Origin of the sequence: Methylobacterium mesophilicum, assembly GCF_022179445.1 — a bacterium.
GTDB classification, from domain to species: domain Bacteria; phylum Pseudomonadota; class Alphaproteobacteria; order Rhizobiales; family Beijerinckiaceae; genus Methylobacterium; species Methylobacterium mesophilicum.
The window spans coordinates 41,379-59,591 of the sequence record NZ_BPQU01000001.1 but is presented as its reverse complement, the minus strand read 5'-3'; the positions used below and the strand labels follow the sequence as shown (position 1 = coordinate 59,591).

Here is an 18,213-nt window from a genome sequence, read left to right as displayed (position 1 = left end):
CGATTGCCTCCGGGCGAGCGGCATGCGAGGCAAGTCCCTGAAAGCGGTGCACAAGACGCCGCGCCCGGGGACTATCCGATGGAAGACACACCGCTCGCCGACCTGTTCAAGCCCGCCGACCGGGCGCGCTGGCTCGGCCTCGTGGACAGCGTCCTGAAGGGCGCCGACTTCGAGAAACGGCTGGTCTCCCGGACGAGCGACGGCCTGCGGATCGAGCCGCTCTACGAGCGTGCGGAGCCGACTGCGCAACCCTTCCGCGAGCCCGGCCCCTGGCGCGTATCCCAGCGGGTCGATCATCCCGAGATCGCGATCGCCAACACCCAGGCGATGACCGACCTCGAAGGTGGCTCCGACGCGCTGGCCCTGGTGTTCTCCGGCGCGGCCGGCGCCCGGGGCTACGGCCTGACCGCCCGGAGTGTCGAGGATCTCGACGCCGTGCTGAAGGGCGTGATGCTGCCGCTGATCGCCCTGCGCTTCGACGCGGGCGCGTGCGGCCTGGAAGTCGCCGCCCTGGTGAAGGACCTCGCGGCCCGCCGCGGTGAAGACCTCTCGACCTACGACCTCGACCTCGCCATCGATCCGGTGGGGACGCTCGCCGCCACCGGCAGCCTCGGCGCGGTCTGGTCCGAGATCGCCCCGCGGCTGGCCGACACCGTCTCCGACCTCGAAGCCGCGGGCTTCACCGGCCGAGCCCTCCTGGCCGACGGGCGCCCCTACCACGAGGCCGGGGCCGGAGAGGCGGCCGAACTCGGCGCCGTGCTCGCTACCGCGGTCACCTACCTGCGCGCCCTGGAAGCCGCCGGCCACGACCTCGCCACGGCGCGCGACCGGATCTCGGTGCTGCTCGCCGCCGATGCCGACGAGTTCGTCACGGTCTCGAAGTTCCGCGCCATGCGGCGGCTCTGGGCCCGGATCGAGCAGGCCTGCGGGCTGGATCCGAAGCCCCTGCGCCTCCACGCCGAGACCGCATGGCGGATGATGACCCGGCGCGATCCGTTCGTGAACATCCTGCGCACCGGCATGGCCGCCGCGTCGGCCGGCATGGGCGGCGCCGACAGCGTCACGGTCCTGCCCTACACCCTCGCGCTCGGCCTGCCCGACGCCTTCGCCCGGCGGGTGGCACGCAACAGCCAGATCGTTCTGCTGGAGGAATCGCACCTGGCGCGGGTCAGCGATCCGGCGGCCGGTGCGGGCGGGTTCGAGACGCTGACCGCCCAGCTCGCCGAGGCGGCCTGGGAGGCGTTCCAGGCGATCGAGGCCGAAGGCGGCATCGTCGCCTCGCTCAGCGTCGGCAAGCTGCAGCGGCGCATCGAGCTGACTCGCGAGGCCCGGGCCAAGGCCGTGGCGACCCGCCGCGAGCCCCTGACCGGCGCGAGCGAGTTCCCGAACCTCGCCGAGAAGCCGGTCACGGTCCTCGACGTGAAGCCGGTGACCGCCCGCCCAGCCTCGAATTTCGGCTCCGGTTCGGCCGTCGCCTGCGATGCGCTGCCGTCGATCCGTCTGGCCGAGCCCTTCGAGGCGCTGCGCGACGCCTCCGACGCAGTCTTGGCGAAATCCGGGCGTCGGCCCGCCGTGTTCCTGGCCAATCTCGGCACGGTCTCGGCCTTCAACGCCCGGGCGACCTTCGCGGCCAACGCCTTCGCGGCGGGCGGCATCGAGGCCGTGTCGAACGACGGCTTCACGGACCCGGCCGCCCTCGCGGCGGCATTCCGGGAATCCGGCGCGACGCTCGCCTGCATCTGCTCGACCGACGCGCTCTACGCCGAGCACGCGGTGGCGGCCGCGGAAGCCCTTAAGCAGGCGGGTGCCGGAACGATCTACCTCGCCGGCAAGCCGGTGGACCTGATCGATCCCCTGAAGGCGGCGGGCGTCCATGCCTTCCTGCATGTCGGCTGCGATCTGGTGAGCCTGCTCAACGGTGCCCTCCGGGCCGCCGTGCGGCCGCCCGCCGCCTGAGACGATCACGAGACCGCCTGCCCCGATCATCGCCATGAGCCGACACCGTTTCGGGTGCCTGACCGGCGCCGCCCTGATCCTCGGACACGCGATCCCAGCCGCGGCGACGCCGCGGGGCGTCCGGATCCCGGACCGGTTCGACGGCCCATACCGGTTCGACGGCACTTGGAGCGTCGAGATCCGCACCGAATCCGGTCCCTGCCACCGGGCCTACCGATACCCGGTGCGCATCGAGCACGGGCAGGCGCGCCTCATGGGGACAGCCTTCGTCGTGCAGGGCAGCGTCGCCCGGAACGGCGTGGTCCGGGGCTCGATCGCCAACGGGCTCGGCACCGCCGACGTCGCCGGCCGGCTCGGCCCGAACGGGTTCGGCGCCGGCACCTGGGCCGCCTCCGGCGCCCTCGCCTGCCGCGGCCGCTGGCGGGCCGAGCGGCGGGGCTGAGCGCGGTCGCGAAATCGTCCGCATCTTGCCCGAGATCGGGCGGACGCAACGTCCCGTCAGCCGCGATCCCGACGCAATCATGAGGGAATGCTGAACGCCATTCGGACACCCGACGAGGCCGCCCGCATGAAGTCCACGATCCTCGCCACCTTCGCCGTTCTCGCGCTGGCATCGACGGCTGAGGCGCGTCCCCACCGCCATCCGGCCGCGCCGGTGGTGAACAAGGCGGAGGCCGAGAAGGTTCTGGGCCCGCTGCGGCAGGCGGCGACGGAATGCTTCGCCGAGACCGTGCTGGCGAACCCGAAGGCGACGGCCGAGGCCCGGGCCGGCCATTGGTACGAGGCGGTGGGCATCACCGGTTTCCTGTGCCGCCCGGAGGTGGCCGCGATGATCCAGGCCCATGACCGGCTCTACGGCGCAAAGACGGGTGAGCGCTACTTCAAGGGCGCCTACGTCAAGCATCTCGACCAGCAGCTCGCCGAGCACCTGCAGCCGATGCTGGCCCACAAGGCGGTCGCCAGCGCCGAGCCGCCGCCCGAGAAGGCGACCGACGGCGACGCCCCGGGCAACTGAGCGGGAACCGCGCGCCGGCACCGCGCCTTCCCGGTGGAGGAGACGCGATGCCCTACGAGCTGCATTACTGGCCGATGATCCAGGGGCGCGGCGAGTTCGTCCGCCTCGCCCTCGAAGAGGCCGGTGCCGACTATGTCGACGTCGCGCGCCACGACAACGACGCCGGCGGCATCGAGCCGATGCTCGACCGCCTCGCCGATCCGGGCAATCGCCGGCCGCCCTTCGCGCCGCCGTTCTTGCGCGACGGCGATGTCGTGATCGGCCAGAGCACCGCGATCCTGCTCTATCTCGGGCCGCGCCTCGGCCTCGTCGGCGCCTCCGAGGCGGACCGGATCTGGACGCACCAATTGCAGCTCACCATCGCGGATTCGGTGGATGAGGCCCACGACACGCACCATCCCCTCGGGGTCGGCCTGTACTACGCCGACCAGAAGCCGGAGGCCGCGCGCCGGGCCGAAGGGTTCCGCCAGGACCGCATCCCCAAATTTTTCGGGTATTTCGAGCGCGTGCTGGCGGCGAACGGGAGCGAACGCCTGGTCGGATCAAAGCTGTCCTACGCCGACCTATCCCTGTTCCAACTTGTCGCCGGATTGCGCTACGCCTTCCCGAACGCATCCAATGCTGCCCTGCGCGACACGCCGCATGTCGCCCGGCTGCACGAAGCGGTGGCGCAGCGCCCGCGCATCGCCGCCTACCTGGCGAGCGACCGGCGCATCCCGTTCAACGAGGACGGAATCTTCCGCCGGTATCCCGAACTGGACCGTTGACGCGCCGAGTCACCGGGGCGGGTGGGCGATCAGGATGCCGGCCAGCCCGAGTGCGACGAGGCCCAGCACCAGCGACAGCAACCGCCAGAACAGCAGCGGATCGCGCTCTAGCAGCGACGCCCGTCGGGTCTCCGTGAAGGCCGGGTTGGGGTGCCGGAGATCGTGGACGAATTCCGAGAGCGCCTGGTACCGGCGGGCGGGATCGGCATGCACGGCCTTCCGGAGCGCCCCATCGACCCAGGCCGGCAACAGCGGCCGGGCATTGCGGGCCGAGACGTAGCGGAGCTTGCGCTGGGCCGCGCGCGTCAACGCCCGGGGCACCCGGTCAGCGTAGGGCAGCCGGCCGGTGAGCATCTGGTAGGCGATCACCCCCATCGCGAAGATGTCGGAACAGGCCATGGACGGCTCGCCCAGGAAGCATTCCGGCGCCGTGTATTGCACGGTCCCCAGGATCTCGGCCGCATCGAGCCGGGGATCGCCCTCAACCACCCCGGCCACCTTGGTGGCGCCGAAATCGATGACCTGGACGGTGCCGGCTTTGTCGATCAGGACGTTGTCGGGACGCAGATCCTGGTGGACCATCTCTTTTCGGTGGAAGGCCTGCACGCCCTTCGCCAGTTGCTCGACGAGGCCGCGCACCGCCTCCAACTCGGGAGCCGGGTGGTCGCGCATCCACTGGGTCAGGGTCTGACCCTCGACGTAGCGCATGACCGTGTAGAGGTGGCTGCGGCGGCGGGTCTGCAGATGGGCCTTGAGCACGTGCGGGCTGTCGATCCGCCGGGCGATCCACTCCTCCAGGGCGAAGCGCTTGCGCTGGGCCGGGTCGTCGCGCAGATCGAGGGATAGGACCTTCAGCGCGACCGGATCCCCGGTCTCCGCGTCGAGCGCCAGGTAGACCCGGCTGCGCGGTCCGGAATGCAGCGTGCGCAGCAGCCGGTAGCCGTCGAAGTCGGCCGGCGGATCGAGCAGGGGTGCCGGATCGAGCCCCTCGACGCCACCGAGCAAGTCGGCCGGCTCGCCCTCCGGCACGGAGTCGATCCGCACGATCTGGACGGTCAGGTTGTCCGGGCTGCCGGCCTCGTGCGCGGCCTCCACGATCGCCCGGGCGGCGCCGTCGAGATCGTCTCCGGCCTCGGCGATCATGGCGGCCACGTCCCGCGGGCGGACATGCTCGTGGACGCCGTCGGTCGTCAGCACGAAGACGTCGCCGGCCTCCAGGCTCGCCGTGTGATAATCGATCTCGACATGCCCACCCGCCCCGAGCGCGCGACCGAGATACGATTCCGCCGCGGAGACCACGACTCTGTGATCCTCGGTGAGTTGCTCCAAGGACCGGCCGGCGACACGCCAGATCCGGGCATCGCCGACATGGAACAGGTGCGCGGTGCGCGCCTTCAGGACAAGCGCATCGAAGGTGGTGACGTAGCCCTTGTCGGCATCGTGCGGGTCGCGCCCGCGCCGTGTCTGCGCGTAGAGCCAGGAATTCGTCGCCGCGATCACCCGCTGGGCCGAGGACTTCACCGACCACGTGTCCGGGGTGGCGTAGTAGTCGCCGAGGAAGCTCTTGACCGCGGTCTCGCTCGCCAGGGCGCCGACCGCGCTGCTGCTGATCCCGTCGGCCAGCGCCACCGCGATCCCTTTGAGGCCGAGCGCCGGCTGCACCGGCACCAGGGCACCGTGGAAATCCTGGTTCGCATCCTTGCGGCCGGCCGCGCTGGCCTGCCCGATCGTGACGGCCAGGTCCGCGCTCACGCGGCCGCCGCGGACGCGTCGCCCCGGCCGCGATAGGACAGAGCCTCGGCCAGGTGTAGCCGGCGCACCTGCGCCTCTCCGTCGAGGTCGGCCAGCGTGCGCGCCACCCGGAGGGTTCGGTGGAAGCCGCGGGCGGAGAGCCGCATGCTCTCGGCCGCCTGCCGGATCAGGGCCGCACCCTCGGCATCGGGGCTCGCCACCTCCTCGATCAGCGTCGCCGGGCAGGTGGCATTGGTGGTGGCGGCCGGCAGGGCGCGGGCGGCATAGCGCGTCGTCTGGAGCGTGCGGGCTTCGGCGACCCGGGCGGCGGCCTCGCGGGAGCCCTCGGCCGGCGGCGGCAGGATCAGGTCGGCGGCCGTGACCGCCGGGACCTCGATGCGCAGGTCGATCCGGTCGAGCATCGGCCCGGAGATCCGGGACTGGTACTGCGCCATGCAGCGCGCGTTCGGCCCGCGCCGGCAGGCATAGCCCGGCTCCAAGCCTTGCCCGCAGCGGCACGGGTTCATGGCCGCCACGAGCTGGAAGCGCGCCGGGTAGGTCACCCGGTGGTTCGCCCGGGCGATCATCACCTCCCCGGTCTCCATCGGCTGGCGCAGGCTGTCGAGCGCCTGCGGGTTGAACTCGGGCAATTCGTCCAGGAACAGCACGCCGCCATGGGCGAGCGACACCTCCCCGGGTCGCGCGCCGAGACCGCCGCCGACCAAGGCCGCCATCGAGGCGGAATGATGCGGCTGCCGGAACGGCCGGCGGTTCGAGAGCGCGCCGCCCTTCAGCTGGCCCGCCACCGACTGGATCATGGAGATGTCGAGCAATTCCCGCGGCGTCAGCGGCGGCAGGATCGACGGCAGACGGGCGGCGAGCATCGACTTTCCGGAGCCGGGCGGCCCGTTCATCAGAAGGTTGTGACCGCCCGCCGCCGCAATCTCCAGGGCCCGCTTGGCCCCCTCCTGACCCTTGATATCGGAGAGATCCGGCAGCGGTCCGGCCAGGCTGGCCACGGACGGTTCCGGCCGGGCCATGACCTGGCTGCCCTTGAAGTGGTTGGCGAGCTGGATCAGCGAGCGCGGGGCGAGCACGTCGAGATCGCCACCCGCCCAGGCCGCCTCGGACCCGGTCGCGGCCGGGCAGATCAGCCCGAGGCCGCGCGCCCCCGCCGCGATGGCGGCCGGCAGCACGCCGTTCACCGCCGTGATGCTGCCGTCCAAAGCCAGCTCGCCGAGCACGCAATAGCCCCCCAACGCGTCGGCTGGGATCGCCCCGATCGCCGCCATGACGCCGAGCGCGATCGGGAGGTCGTAGTGCGAGCCTTCCTTCGGCAAGTCGGCCGGGGCGAGGTTGACGGTGATGCGCTTGGCCGGCAGCGCAAGACCCGAGGCGATCAGCGCGCCACGCACCCGCTCGCGCGATTCGGCCACCGCCTTGTCGGGCAGGCCGACCACGTTGAAGACGACGTTGCCCGGGATGATCTGGACCTGCACGTCCACGGCCCGGGCCTCGATCCCCTCGAACGCCACGGTGGCGACGCGTGTGACCATAGGTCGGCAGTCCTGGGCCCCGGCGCCGGAGCGGCGCGACGGGCAACCTTAGCTGTGCGGGAAAATCGAAGCGGCCTCAAGAGGATCGCGGTCAGGCCGGAACCTCGGCGTCCTCTTCCTGTTCAAAGCCGGCACGCAACGAAGACACGGAGCCCCTCATGCGCCTCGCCGCCCCCTTCCTCGCCCTCACCCTGGCCGCCGGCCTCACCAGCGTCGCCCGGGCCGACGAGAAGCTGCCGCCCGACCAGCAGGCCAAGGTCGAGGCCGTGCTCCGCCAGGAGGGCTTCACCAAGTGGAAGGAGATCGAACTCGACGACGGCATGATCGAGGTGGACGACGCCATCGACGCCAGCGGCAAGCAGTTCGACCTGAAGCTCGATCCCAAGACCCTTGCTGTGGTCAAGCGCAAGGCCGAGTAGCCGGCGCTTGCGTTCGGCAAAGAGCCCGGCCATATAGCCGGCGGGGGGTTGGCGAGGGACGTTTCACTCGCCAACCGGGTCAGATCCGGAAGGAAGCAGCCCTAACGAGACCGAGCGGGTCTTCGTCCAGCCTCCCACCTTATTTCTTGCCTCGTTTCTTGGCGCTCGGCAGCCCGACCCGATACGGCATGGACGCTACGACCGGCACGCCTGACGACGAGCCGGGCCTGCCCGGGTTCGCGAGCCCCGCTGGCGCGGTGACGCCCTATCGGGTGCTCGCGCGGAAATACCGCCCGACCAATTTCGGCGACCTGATCGGCCAGGACGCGATGGTCCGGACACTGGCCAACGGGTTCTCGGCCAACCGCATACCGCAGGCGTGGATGCTGACCGGCGTGCGCGGGGTCGGCAAGACCACCACCGCCCGCATCCTCGCCCGCGGCCTCAACTACGCCCGCGCCGGAGTTCCCGATACCGGCCCGACCGTGTCGATGCCGGAACTCGGCCTGCACTGCGCCGCGATCATGGAATCCCGGCACATGGACGTGCTGGAGATGGATGCCGCCTCGCATACCGGCATCGACGACGTGCGCGCGATCATCGACGGCATCCGCTACGGACCGGTCTCGGCGCGCTACAAGGTCTACATCGTGGACGAGGTCCACATGCTGTCCGAGAAGGCGTTCAACGCCTTCCTGAAGACGCTCGAGGAGCCGCCGCCCCACGCCAAGTTCGTGTTCGCCACCACGGAGATCCGCAAGGTCCCGGTGACGATCCTGTCGCGCTGCCAGCGGTTCGACCTGCGCCGGGTCGAGGCGCCGGTCCTGCACGCCCATCTCGCCAAGGTCTGCGCGGCGGAAAAAGGCGAGGCCGAGGAGGAGGCGCTGGGCGCCATCGTGCGGGCCGCCGAGGGCTCGGTCCGCGATGCGCTCTCGCTGCTCGACCAGGCCATCGCACACGGCGCCGGCGCGGTCACGGCCCAGAGCGTGCGCGACATGCTCGGGCTCGCCGACCGGGCGCGCATCCTCGACCTGTTCGAGGCGGTGATGCGCGGCTCGGTGCCGGCGGCCTTTGCGGAGCTGCGGGCCCAGTACGATTCCGGCGCCGACCCGTCGGTGGTACTGTCCGACCTCGCGGCCTTCACCCACCTCGTGACCCGCCTCAAGGCCGTGCCGGAGACCGCCTCCGACCCGACGCTCAGCGAGACCGAGCGGGTCCGCGGCGGTCAGTTCGCGGAACAGCTCTCGATCCGCGCCCTGTCGCGGGCCTGGCAGATCCTGCTCAAGGCGATCCCCGAGGTCCAGGCCGCGCCCCGCCCCCTGGCGGCGGCCGAGATGGCGATCGTCCGCCTGGCCTACGCGGCCGACCTGCCGACACCGGACGAGGCCCTGCGCCAGCTCAAGGCCGAGGCTGCGGCGGCACCGGCCGAGGAGGCACCGCCATCCTCCGGCCGTCCGCCCCTGCCGCCGATCCCCGACCTGCGTGGCGGCGGACAGACGGCGGCGGCCGTCGCTTCCCGCCCCATGCCGGTCTCCGCACCGATGGCGGCGCCCGCTGCCGCCCCAATGGCGGCCCCCATTGCAGCGCCGGTGGCGAGGGCGGCTCCCTCCGTCATGGCCGCCCCGGCCGAGCGGCCGGCTGCTCCGCCCGCGCCGCGGCTGGCCCGCTACGAGGACGTGGTGGCGCTGGCCGACGCCAACCGCGACATCCTGCTGAAGACCGCGCTGGAGCGCGACGTCCACCTCGTACGCTTCGAGGAAGGGCGGATCGAGTTCGCCCTCGCCCCGGGCGGCCGGGCGACGCTCGCCACCGATATCGCCGCCGCGATCCTGCGCTGGACCGGCCAGCGCTGGGTCGTCGCGGTCTCGAAGGAGGCCGGCGCCCCGACCCTCGACGCCGCCGTGAAGGCCGCGACAGAGACCCGCCGCGAGAATGCCGCCGCCGACCCGTTCGTTCGTGAGGTGCTGACCCGCTTCCCCGGCGCGGAGATCGTGGATGTGCGGGAGACCGCGCCGCTCCCCTCACCCCATCAGGAGATCCCGGGGGACGGCGATCCGGTGCCGGCGGACGAGGCCCCGGACGACGACTTCTGACACGCAGGCGCCGCCGCACATGGCGGCGAGCCGACGCGATACCCAACTAGACTAACCGAGACACCACACGAGAGAGCTGCATGCGCGACCTGATGGGCATCATGAAGCAGGCTCAGGCCATGCAGGAGAAGATGGGCTCCCTGCAGGCCGAGCTCGACGAGATCGAGGTAACCGGCGCCTCGGGCGGCGGCTCCGTGCGGGTGACCATGTCCGCCAAGGGCCAGATGAAGGGCGTCAGCATCGACCCGTCCCTGATGGTCGCCGACGAGCGCGAGATCCTCGAAGACCTGATCGTGGCCGCCTGCAACGACGCCCGCGGCAAGGCCGAGGCGACTATGCAGGAGCGGATGGCAGAGTTGACCAAGGGCATGCCCCTGCCGCCCGGCATGAAGCTGCCGTTCTAGGAGCGGGCTCAAGCTGCGTCCGCCTCACCGCGGCCGGCGGCTCACCAGGACGATCCCGGCCAGGATGAGCGGAATCGCCAGCGCGAGGATCGGCGGCACGCTCTCGCCCAAAAGCACAACGGCGAGCCCCTTGCCGGTGATCGCCCCGATCCAGCCGATCTGGCTCAGCCCGACCGGGCCGCTGCGCTTCTGCAAGACGAAGAACAGCGCGTAGGTCCCAGCGATGATCGCCGCCTGGAGGGGCAGCAGGCCGGCTGTGTGGACGGAAGTTGCCGCCAGGAGCGGGATCTTGGAGATCACCGCGTAGGCGCCGACGATCGCCGCGGCGATCAGCACCATGACCGGCGCCAGCAGCCGCGGCGGCGCGTCGGCGGGCCATGCCACCGTGCGATAGATGTTGCCGGCTGCGACGCTGACCGGCGCCGCGAGCGCGAGCGCAGTCCAGAGCCCGCCTCCCTCGGCTCCGGTCAGGCGTGAGGCGGCGAACAGCATCGCGCCCCCGAGTCCCAGCGCCATGCCGGCCAGCCCCTGAACCGACAGCCGATCCATCCCCAGGACCAGGGCGAGGCCGTAGGTCAGCAAGGGCGGGAAGGCGAGGCAGAGCGCCACGAAGCCGGAGCCGACATGCGGGATTGCCGCGAAGGACAGGATGTTGGGCAGCGCGAAGCTCAAAAGTCCGGCCTGCAGCCCGTAGCGCAGGAGCGCGGGCGACGGCGTCAACCTCTCACCAGCCGCCAGGGCGAGGATGGCCAGGATCAGCCCGCCGCCGAGCGCCGACCAGAACAGGAACGCGATCGGCGGCCAGCCCAGCCCGGCGGCGAGACCGGCCACGACGGTCGTCAGGCCCAACAACGACCCGGTGAACAGGAGCAGGAGGTGAGCCGACACCGCAATGTGACCCATGGTGGTTTGGACCGGCAGAGCCATCGCCTCCTCCATCCGCAGCGGTGATTCCCACACGATTGCCCGTGCGATTCTCTCAGCCTAAAATCTCGATGGGAAGTATCTTGACGTCAAGATATCTAGGCAAAGGGGAGGGCGTGTGACGGACCGTGCGGCGCAGGCCGTGGCGCAGTGGCGGCGCGAGCGGCCCGACATCGAGGCCTTCTCCATGGAGGTCCTGGGGCGGCTGACGGAGCTGGCGCAGCTTGTGGTGCGGGACCGGCACAATCCGGTCTTCGCCGAGTTCGGCCTGCAGCAAGGCGAATTCGACGTGGTCGCGACCTTGCGGCGGTCCGGCGCGCCTTATGCGCTGACGCCGACGGCCCTGTGCGACGCGGCGATGATCTCGTCGGGCGGGATGACCGCGCGGATCGACCGCCTGGAGAAGGCCGGTCTGATCGAGCGGCGAAAACATCCGACGGACCGGCGCGGGACGCTGGTAGCGCTGACGGATGGGGGAAAAAAGCTGATCGACGCCCTGCTGCCGGTCCATGTCGAGACCGAGCGCAGGGTCCTGGCCGTCCTGACGGATGGCGAGCAGCGCACGCTGAACGCGCTGCTGGCGAAGTTGCTGAGCGGGCTCGGGTGAACGGGCGGCAGCGGCAATCGCCGCCCGATCCGCGTTTTAGGCGGCGATGGCCTGCGCGGTCGGCCCGGCGGCGCGCACGTCGGAATCGACGTGGGCCTCGAAGCGCTTGAAGTTGTCGTCGAACATCTTCACCAGCCGCGCCGCCGTCTCGACGAAGGCGCTCTTGTTGCCCCAGGTCTTGACCGGGGTGAGGATGTCCGCTTCGACGCCCGGGACCGAGACCGGAACCGCGAAGCCGAAATACGGGTCGCGGCGGAACTCCGCCTGGGCGAGAGACCCGTCGAGGGCCCCGGCGAGCAGGCGGCGGGTGACGCGGATCGGCATGCGCCGGCCGGTGCCGACGCCGCCGCCGGTCCAGCCGGTGTTGACCAGCCAGCAATCGACCTCGTGCTTGGCGATCAGGTCGCGCAGCAGGTTGCCATAGGCGCTCGGGTGCCGGGGCATGAACGGCGCGCCGAAGCAGGTCGAGAACGTCGCCTCCGGCCCGGTGAGTCCGCGTTCGGTGCCGGCGACCTTGGCGGTGTAGCCCGACAGGAAGTGGTACATCGCCTCGGCGCCGGTGAGCTTGGCGATCGGGGGCATCACCCCGAAGGCGTCGCAGGTCAGCATCACGATGTTCTTCGGATGCCCGGCCCGGCCGGTGGCGCTGGCGTTGGCGATGAAGTCGAGCGGGTAGGCGCAGCGGGTGTTCTCGGTGAGCGACCCGTCGTCGAAATCCGGCACGCGGCTGACCGGATCGATCACCACGTTCTCCATCACGGTGCCGAAGCGCTCCGTGGTGGCGTAGATCTCGGGCTCGGCATTGCGCGAGAGGCGGATCGTCTTGGCGTAGCAGCCGCCCTCGAAGTTGAAGATGCCCTCGTCCGACCAGCCGTGCTCGTCGTCGCCGAGCAGCTGGCGCGAGGAATCGTTCGACAGGGTGGTCTTGCCGGTGCCCGACAGGCCAAAGAATATCGCCGAGCCGCCCTCGGCGTCGAGCGCGGCGTTGGCCGAGCAGTGCATCGGCATCACGTTCTGGCCGGGCAGGATGTAGTTCAGGTAGGTGAAGACCGACTTCTTCATCTCGCCCGCGTAGGCCGAGCCGCCGATCAGCACGAGCTTCTTGGAAAAGTCGATGGCGATCACGGTCTTGGACCGGCAGCCGTGCCGGGCCGGATCCGCCTGGAAGCTCGGCAGATCGATGATCGTCAGGTCGGGCACGTAGGCCGCGAGCTCGGAGCGGTCCGGCCGGATCAGCAGGTTGCGGATGAAAAGCGAGTGCCAGGCGAACTCGGTGAACACCCGGGCCTTGACCCGGTGGGCCGGGTCGGCGCCGCCGTAGAGGTCCTGGGCGAACAGCTCCTTGCCCTCGGCATGCTTGAGGAAGTCCTGGTGCAGGACCGCGAACTGCTCCGGCGTGATCGCGCCGTTGTTCTCCCACCAGATCTCGTTCTCGGTGCTGGCATCGCGCACCACGAACTTGTCCTTGGGCGAGCGGCCGGTATGGCTGCCGGTGGTCGCCACGAAGGCGCCGCCGCGGGCGAGCTGGCCCTCCTTGCGGGCGAGCGCCTCCTCGTAGAGGCGCGGGGCCTCGAAATTCCAGTGGACGGCCTTCAGCGCGTGGAAGCCGGCCGCGTCGGCATCGTGGGCCGCGTTGTGATCACCGATGTTGGTCAAGAGCGTGTCTCCCGGGGCCCCTGTTCGTGCCGTCGACGCGACAAGACCGGACGCCAGGGGCGTCCGGGACTAACCCGGGAGACGTCCGTGCGGGCGTACAGGACCGCCGCACGCTGGATCACCGTTCCCCGGTCGCTCGCCCCCATACTGGATAGGCGGCCAAGCGTTGCCGTCTTACTGGGTGTTGCTGAGCGCCCGCAACATCATGGGGCGTGTTTGACCACAGTGCTGATCGCAAGTGGCGCCTAGTGTAACCCATTGCTGCTCGGTATTCTTAATTTGCGTCGGAGCAGAACGCGTCGGGAATACCCATATCCTGGGTGGGCTGAGATGCGCCCTTGCGCGTTGCCCGGTGGCGGCTATGCCCTGCCGGACGTTTCGACGTCCCGACCTTCGAAATCCCCACCGTTGATCCCCGCCAAGAGGCATGATGCCCCAAGCCGTCGCCGGCCCCGAGATCGAACGCCTGATCCAGCTTTTGTCCCGGATGCCGGGTCTCGGACCGCGTTCCGCGCGCAGGGCCGCGCTCCAGCTGATCAAGAAGCGCGAGACGCTGCTCGCCCCGCTGGCCGACGCCATGCGGGTGGCGGCCGAGCGCATCGTTGTGTGCACGAGTTGCGGCAACGTCGATACCTCCGAGCCGTGCACGATCTGCCGGGACACCGAGCGCGATCCCACGACCCTGGTGTTGGTGGAAGACGTATCGGACCTCTGGGCGCTCGAGCGGTCCGGGGCGGTCAAGTCGCGCTACCACGTGCTCGGTGGCGTGCTGTCGGCGTTGGATGGCGTGCGGCCCGAGCACCTGAACCTGGCCAGCCTCGTGGAGCGCGCGGCCGATCCCGCCGTCAAGGAGATCATCCTGGCGCTGAACGCCACCGTCGACGGCCAGACCACCGCCCACTACGTCACCGAGTCGATCCGACACCTCGACCGTAAGGTGACGCGGCTGGCCCACGGCGTCCCCGTCGGCGGCGAGCTGGATTACCTCGACGAGGGCACGCTCACCGCGGCGATCCGCAGCCGCACGGCGTTCTGAGCTGAGCCGGTAGCGCGGACCGCGCGGCAACCCTGGATAGGGGCGGGTCGGAGCATCGGAATTTGACCGGCCCCGACCCACGCCATATTGCCTCGGGATCCCCGGGGCACAGGTTCGATGCGCGCCCCCTGCCGGTTTCCGCCATGACCATCCGTCCGCTCGTCATCCTCCCCGACGCCGTCCTGCGCCGCGTCTCCGATCCGGTCGGGCCGATCACGCCCGAGATCCGCACGCTCGTCGCCGACATGTTCGAGACGATGTACGACGCGCCGGGCGTCGGGCTGGCGGCGATCCAGGTCGGCGTCGCCAAGCGGGTCGTGACCATCGACACCTCGAAGGAAGAGGGCGTGCGCGACGCGCGCGTGTTCATCGATCCGGAGATCGTCTGGGCCTCGGAGGAGAAGCGGGTCTACGACGAGGGCTGCCTGTCGATCCCGGAATACTACGCCGAGGTCGAGCGGCCGGACCGGGTCCGGGTGAAGTTCCGCGATATCAAGGGTGAGGTGCAGGAGATCGAGGCCGACGGCCTGCTGGCGACCTGCATCCAGCACGAGATCGATCACCTGAACGGCGTGCTGTTCATCGACCACATCTCGAAGCTGAAGCGCGACCGGGTGATCAAGCGCTTCACCAAGGCGGCCAAGCGCGACGCGGCGTGACCGCCATGCGCGCCGTCTTCATGGGCACGCCAGATTTCGCGGTGCCGACGCTCGCCCGGATCGCGCAGGACGGCCACCAGATCGCCACAGTCTACACCCGGGCCCCGGCCAAGGCCGGCCGCGGCATGAACCTGCGCCCCTCGCCGGTCCACGCGTTCGCGGACACGCTCGGGATCCCGGTGCTGACCCCGGGGACCTTGCGGACGCCGGAGGCCGCCGAGACCTTCGCCGGGCACGCGGCCGACGTCGCCGTGGTGGTCGCCTACGGCATGCTGCTGCCCCAGGCGATCCTCGACTTGCCCCGGCATGGATGCCTGAACCTGCACGGATCGCTTCTGCCGCGCTGGCGCGGTGCCGCGCCGATCCAGCGCGCCGTGATGGCTGGCGATGCCGAGAGCGGCGTCGGGATCATGCGGATGGAGGCCGGGCTCGATACCGGACCGGTGGCCCTGGAGGCGCGGGTCCCGATCACGCCGGGCATGACCGCCGGCGCGTTGCACGACGCGCTGATGCCGGTGGGCGCCGCGTTGATGTCCGAGGCCCTGGAACGCCTGGGCCGCGGCGACCTGACCTTCACGCCGCAATCCACTGAGGGCGTGGTCTACGCGCACAAGATCGGCAACGACGAGGCACGGATCGACTGGTCACGTCCGGCCGGGCAGGTGGCGAACCACATCAACGGCCTGTCGCCGTTCCCCGGTGCGTTCTTCGAGCTCGATCTCGGCAAGGGGCCGGAGCGGGTGAAGGTGCTCCGGGCGTCGGCTGCCGAGGGCGCCGGTGCTTCGGGGGCGCTCCTCGACGCGGAGGGCCTGGTCGCCTGCGGCGCGGGTGCGATCCGGCTGCTCGAATTGCGGCGGGCCGGCAAGGGCGGCAGCGCCAGCGGGGCGGAGTTCGTGCGCGGCGCGCGCATCGCGCCCGGCACGCGTCTCGGCTGATGCCCCGCTACAAGCTCGTCATCGAATACGACGGCACGCCGTTCTGCGGCTGGCAGCGCCAGACCGCGGCGCCCACGGTCCAGGGGGCGATCGAGGCGGCGGTGACCCGCTTCTCCGGCGAGCAATCCCGGTTGACCTGCGCCGGCCGGACCGATGCCGGGGTGCACGCCATCCATCAGGTCGCCCATCTCGACCTCGTCAAGGATTGGCGGGCCGACACGGTGCGGGATGCGCTGAACGCCCACCTGCGCCCCCGGCCGGTGGCGATCCTCTCGGCCGAGATCGTCCCGACGAGCTTCGATGCGCGTTACTCCGCGATCCGCCGGCACTACCGCTATCGGATCCTCAACCGCCGCAGCCCCGCCGCGCTCACCCGCGCCCATGTCTGGCAGGTGCCCTGGCCGCTCGATCCGGACGCGATGGACCGCGCCGCGCAGCGCCTCGTCGGCCTGCACGACTTCTCCGCGTTCCGTGCCGCCGAATGCCAGGCCAACAGCCCGATCCGGACCCTGGAACGGCTCGACGTCGCCCGCACGACGATGGCGTTGCACGAGGAGATCGTGGTGACGACCTGCGCGCGCTCGTTCCTGCACCATCAGGTCCGGGCCATGGTCGGAACGCTGATGCTCGCCGGCTGCGGCCGGCTCTCGGCCGACGACGTCGCCGACATCCTGGCCTCCGGCGAGAAGCGCCGGTGCGGGCCGCTCGCGCCGGCCGCCGGGTTGACGTTCGTGGGGGTGGATTACGCCTGACCGCGTATTCGAAATCGCGATTTCCGGCGGAAGACGGTTCGTGGCAACGGGGATCCTATCTCTCCCTTATCCTTAGGTGCCGGAGCGAAGCGGAGGCCTCGGAGGAGTCCTCCCGGGATCGCCGAGCCATCTGAAGGGCTCCTTCGAGGCCCGATGGCGCAATCAGGTCAGGATGAGGGCGGGATGGGAAGCCGGATCGGACCGGATCGGAACGCGCCGTCCGATCAGTCCTGTGCCGAAAAATACGCCTCCAGCACCCGTTCGTAGATTGCCGTCAGGCGGTCGAGATCCGCCACGGCCACGCATTCATCCACTTGGTGCATGGTCTCGCCAACGAGGCCAAACTCGATCACCGGGCAGGCATCCTTGATGAAGCGGGCATCGGAGGTGCCGCCGGTGGTCGACAGGGCGGGCGTCAGGCCGGTCTCGGCCCGGATCGCCTCGGAGACGAGATCCACGAAGGCGTCCGGCCGGGTCAGGAAGGCGGGTGCGTTCGAGGGCTGCAGGTCCAGGCTGAAGCGGATCGCGTTGCCGGCGGCCTGCTCCAGCCGCCCGCGGAGTTCGGCGCCCAGACTCTCCGCGGTCCAGTCGTCGTTGAACCGGACGTTGAAGGTCGCCCGGGCGGTCGCCGGGATCACGTTGGTGGCCGGGTTGCCGACGTCGATCGTCGTGAATTCGAGGTTCGAGGCGTCGAAATGCGCCGTGCCGCCGTCGAGCGGCTCCGCGACGAGCGCCGAGGCGAGCCGCAGCAGCCCGGGGATCGGATTCTCGGCCTTGTGCGGGTAGGCGACGTGGCCCTGGCGGCCCAGCACGGTCAGCTTGCCGGTGAGCGAGCCCCGGCGGCCGATCTTGATCATCTCGCCGAGCCGTCCCGGATTGGTCGGCTCGCCGAGCAGGCAATGGTCGAAGCGCTCGCCCCGGGCACGGGCCCAGTCGAGCAGCTTCACCGTACCGTTGACCGCCGGCCCCTCCTCGTCGCCGGTGATCAGGAAGGCAATGGAGCCGGCAAAGTCGCTGCCCCTGCGGCCCAGGAACGCCAGGGTCGCGGCCAGCATGCAGGCGATGCCGCCCTTCATGTCGGCGGCGCCGCGGCCGTAGAGCATGCCGTCCGCCACCGCCCCGTCGAACGGTCCGTGGCGCCAGGCCCCGTCGCCTTCCGGCACCACGTCGGTGTGGCCGGCGAACACGAGGCAGGGGCCTCGCGTGCCGATGCGCGCGTACAGGTTTGGCGTATCGGGATAGCCCGGCTCGGCGAAGACCGGGCGCTCCACCGAAAAGCCCGCTCCGCTCAATGCCTGCGCCACGATATCGAGGGCGCCGCGATCCTCAGGCGTCACGGAGGGACAGCGGATCAGCGCCTGAGCGAGCGACAGAGCGGATTGAGCGGCCGGCATGGGGCGTGTCCCGGGACGGATGGGCTGACGTTGCCCCTTACACCAAGTCGGGCGGTCCGCAGACGGGAGACCGACGAGAAGCTATCATCCGAGAACATTGCCGTTCGCGCAGCGCCTTTTCCCGGGCGTATGCAGCAGCAGCGGAATGCGATCCGGGACCCAGCACGAAGACCCGCGAAGCGTCCGCTAAATCATTCATTGTTGCCGCCTCGCGGCGCGTCCCCCTCCGGGGTCCCGGAGCACATTCCACTGACGGTCCAGGCGTCCGGGAAGGGGCGTGTCAGCTGTCCCGTCCTCGACCTGCCATGA

Annotated in this window: 17 protein-coding genes and 1 other RNA gene; 13 read left to right on the top strand and 5 right to left on the bottom strand. The window is 70.5% G+C overall.

The window, feature by feature from the left end; translation table 11 throughout:
- Window positions 1-78: 78 nt before the first annotated feature.
- From MFF40_RS00310 to MFF40_RS00295, 4 genes are all read left to right on the top strand, one after another.
- The gene (locus MFF40_RS00310; RefSeq protein ID WP_238259339.1) at window positions 79-1,956 is read left to right on the top strand and encodes a methylmalonyl-CoA mutase family protein; all 1,878 of its coding nucleotides are present in this window, start codon (window positions 79-81) and stop codon (window positions 1,954-1,956) included.
- A gap of 34 nt (window positions 1,957-1,990) precedes the next feature.
- Window positions 1,991-2,398, top strand: a complete 408-nt coding sequence (locus tag MFF40_RS00305; protein WP_238259338.1) for a hypothetical protein — start codon at window positions 1,991-1,993, stop codon at window positions 2,396-2,398.
- Between the two features lie 126 nt (window positions 2,399-2,524).
- On the top strand, window positions 2,525-2,971 hold the full coding sequence (locus MFF40_RS00300; protein ID WP_147856855.1) for a hypothetical protein: 447 nt from the start codon (window positions 2,525-2,527) through the stop codon (window positions 2,969-2,971).
- A gap of 47 nt (window positions 2,972-3,018) precedes the next feature.
- Window positions 3,019-3,738, top strand: coding sequence for a glutathione S-transferase (locus MFF40_RS00295; protein WP_238259337.1), 720 nt, complete (start codon window positions 3,019-3,021; stop codon window positions 3,736-3,738).
- A gap of 9 nt (window positions 3,739-3,747) precedes the next feature.
- On the opposite strand, the gene MFF40_RS00290 is transcribed toward MFF40_RS00295, so the two are convergent.
- Entirely contained in the window at window positions 3,748-5,490 is a 1,743-nt protein-coding gene (locus MFF40_RS00290) for a bifunctional protein-serine/threonine kinase/phosphatase (RefSeq protein WP_238259336.1), read from the bottom strand.
- Window positions 5,487-7,025 (bottom strand): YifB family Mg chelatase-like AAA ATPase, encoded by a 1,539-nt coding sequence (locus MFF40_RS00285; protein ID WP_238259335.1) that lies wholly within the window; start codon window positions 7,023-7,025, stop codon window positions 5,487-5,489. The genes MFF40_RS00290 and MFF40_RS00285 overlap by 4 nt, the downstream gene beginning before the upstream one ends.
- Window positions 7,026-7,183: 158 nt before the next feature.
- Between MFF40_RS00285 and MFF40_RS00280 the strand changes: the two genes are divergently transcribed.
- The 4 genes from MFF40_RS00280 to MFF40_RS00265 all read left to right on the top strand — a co-directional run bounded on the left by MFF40_RS00280 (window position 7,184) and on the right by MFF40_RS00265 (window position 9,941).
- Entirely contained in the window at window positions 7,184-7,444 is a 261-nt protein-coding gene (locus tag MFF40_RS00280) for a PepSY domain-containing protein (RefSeq protein ID WP_147857039.1), read from the top strand.
- A gap of 41 nt (window positions 7,445-7,485) precedes the next feature.
- An RNA gene (ffs, locus tag MFF40_RS00275) (signal recognition particle sRNA small type) lies at window positions 7,486-7,584 on the top strand.
- Window positions 7,585-7,632: 48 nt separating this feature from the next.
- Window positions 7,633-9,537, top strand: coding sequence for a DNA polymerase III subunit gamma/tau (locus tag MFF40_RS00270; RefSeq protein WP_238259334.1), 1,905 nt, complete (start codon window positions 7,633-7,635; stop codon window positions 9,535-9,537).
- 80 nt (window positions 9,538-9,617) lie between these two features.
- Window positions 9,618-9,941: a YbaB/EbfC family nucleoid-associated protein gene (locus tag MFF40_RS00265; RefSeq protein WP_238259332.1), complete on the top strand. Its 324-nt coding sequence runs from the start codon at window positions 9,618-9,620 to the stop codon at window positions 9,939-9,941.
- Window positions 9,942-9,965: 24 nt separating this feature from the next.
- Here MFF40_RS00265 and MFF40_RS00260 read toward each other — a convergent pair whose 3' ends face one another.
- Window positions 9,966-10,868 carry a DMT family transporter gene (locus MFF40_RS00260; protein ID WP_147855759.1) on the bottom strand — a complete coding sequence of 301 codons (903 nt, stop codon included), beginning with the start codon at window positions 10,866-10,868 and terminating at the stop codon, window positions 9,966-9,968.
- Between the two features lie 115 nt (window positions 10,869-10,983).
- On the opposite strand from MFF40_RS00260, the gene MFF40_RS00255 reads away from it, so the two are divergent.
- Window positions 10,984-11,472: a MarR family winged helix-turn-helix transcriptional regulator gene (locus MFF40_RS00255; RefSeq protein ID WP_147855758.1), complete on the top strand. Its 489-nt coding sequence runs from the start codon at window positions 10,984-10,986 to the stop codon at window positions 11,470-11,472.
- Window positions 11,473-11,508: 36 nt separating this feature from the next.
- Here MFF40_RS00255 and MFF40_RS00250 read toward each other — a convergent pair whose 3' ends face one another.
- Window positions 11,509-13,128, bottom strand: a complete 1,620-nt coding sequence (locus tag MFF40_RS00250) for a phosphoenolpyruvate carboxykinase (RefSeq protein WP_238259330.1) — start codon at window positions 13,126-13,128, stop codon at window positions 11,509-11,511.
- Window positions 13,129-13,558: 430 nt separating this feature from the next.
- On the opposite strand from MFF40_RS00250, the gene recR reads away from it, so the two are divergent.
- From recR to truA, 4 genes are all read left to right on the top strand, one after another.
- Complete coding sequence (gene recR / locus MFF40_RS00245) at window positions 13,559-14,164, top strand: recombination mediator RecR (protein WP_238259328.1); 606 nt, start codon at window positions 13,559-13,561, stop codon at window positions 14,162-14,164.
- A 143-nt stretch (window positions 14,165-14,307) separates the two neighbouring features.
- On the top strand, window positions 14,308-14,823 hold the full coding sequence (gene def / locus MFF40_RS00240; RefSeq protein ID WP_238259326.1) for a peptide deformylase: 516 nt from the start codon (window positions 14,308-14,310) through the stop codon (window positions 14,821-14,823).
- Between the two features lie 5 nt (window positions 14,824-14,828).
- Window positions 14,829-15,758, top strand: a complete 930-nt coding sequence (gene fmt, locus MFF40_RS00235; RefSeq protein WP_238259324.1) for a methionyl-tRNA formyltransferase — start codon at window positions 14,829-14,831, stop codon at window positions 15,756-15,758.
- Entirely contained in the window at window positions 15,758-16,510 is a 753-nt protein-coding gene (gene truA, locus MFF40_RS00230; protein WP_147854532.1) for a tRNA pseudouridine(38-40) synthase TruA, read from the top strand. Before fmt ends, truA begins: the two co-directional genes overlap by 1 nt.
- Before the next feature lie 224 nt (window positions 16,511-16,734).
- Here truA and dapE read toward each other — a convergent pair whose 3' ends face one another.
- Entirely contained in the window at window positions 16,735-17,904 is a 1,170-nt protein-coding gene (dapE, locus tag MFF40_RS00225) for a succinyl-diaminopimelate desuccinylase (RefSeq protein ID WP_147854531.1), read from the bottom strand.
- Window positions 17,905-18,213: the final 309 nt, after the last annotated feature.

Bases quoted from the DNA above. Each gene is read 5' to 3' on its own strand.
- MFF40_RS00300 (WP_147856855.1), top strand. From the start codon at position 2,525: ATGAAGTCCACGATCCTCGCCACCTTCGCCGTTCTCGCGCTGGCATCG.
- MFF40_RS00265 (WP_238259332.1), top strand. From the start codon at position 9,618: ATGCGCGACCTGATGGGCATCATGAAGCAGGCTCAGGCCATGCAGGAG.
- truA (WP_147854532.1), top strand. From the start codon at position 15,758: ATGCCCCGCTACAAGCTCGTCATCGAATACGACGGCACGCCGTTCTGC.
- def (WP_238259326.1), top strand. From the start codon at position 14,308: ATGACCATCCGTCCGCTCGTCATCCTCCCCGACGCCGTCCTGCGCCGC.
- MFF40_RS00305 (WP_238259338.1), top strand. From the start codon at position 1,991: ATGAGCCGACACCGTTTCGGGTGCCTGACCGGCGCCGCCCTGATCCTC.
- MFF40_RS00295 (WP_238259337.1), top strand. From the start codon at position 3,019: ATGCCCTACGAGCTGCATTACTGGCCGATGATCCAGGGGCGCGGCGAG.
- MFF40_RS00260 (WP_147855759.1), bottom strand. From the start codon at position 10,868: ATGGCTCTGCCGGTCCAAACCACCATGGGTCACATTGCGGTGTCGGCT.
- fmt (WP_238259324.1), top strand. From the start codon at position 14,829: ATGCGCGCCGTCTTCATGGGCACGCCAGATTTCGCGGTGCCGACGCTC.
- recR (WP_238259328.1), top strand. From the start codon at position 13,559: ATGCCCCAAGCCGTCGCCGGCCCCGAGATCGAACGCCTGATCCAGCTT.
- MFF40_RS00270 (WP_238259334.1), top strand. From the start codon at position 7,633: ATGGACGCTACGACCGGCACGCCTGACGACGAGCCGGGCCTGCCCGGG.
- MFF40_RS00285 (WP_238259335.1), bottom strand. From the start codon at position 7,025: ATGGTCACACGCGTCGCCACCGTGGCGTTCGAGGGGATCGAGGCCCGG.
- MFF40_RS00280 (WP_147857039.1), top strand. From the start codon at position 7,184: ATGCGCCTCGCCGCCCCCTTCCTCGCCCTCACCCTGGCCGCCGGCCTC.
- dapE (WP_147854531.1), bottom strand. From the start codon at position 17,904: ATGCCGGCCGCTCAATCCGCTCTGTCGCTCGCTCAGGCGCTGATCCGC.
- MFF40_RS00310 (WP_238259339.1), top strand. From the start codon at position 79: ATGGAAGACACACCGCTCGCCGACCTGTTCAAGCCCGCCGACCGGGCG.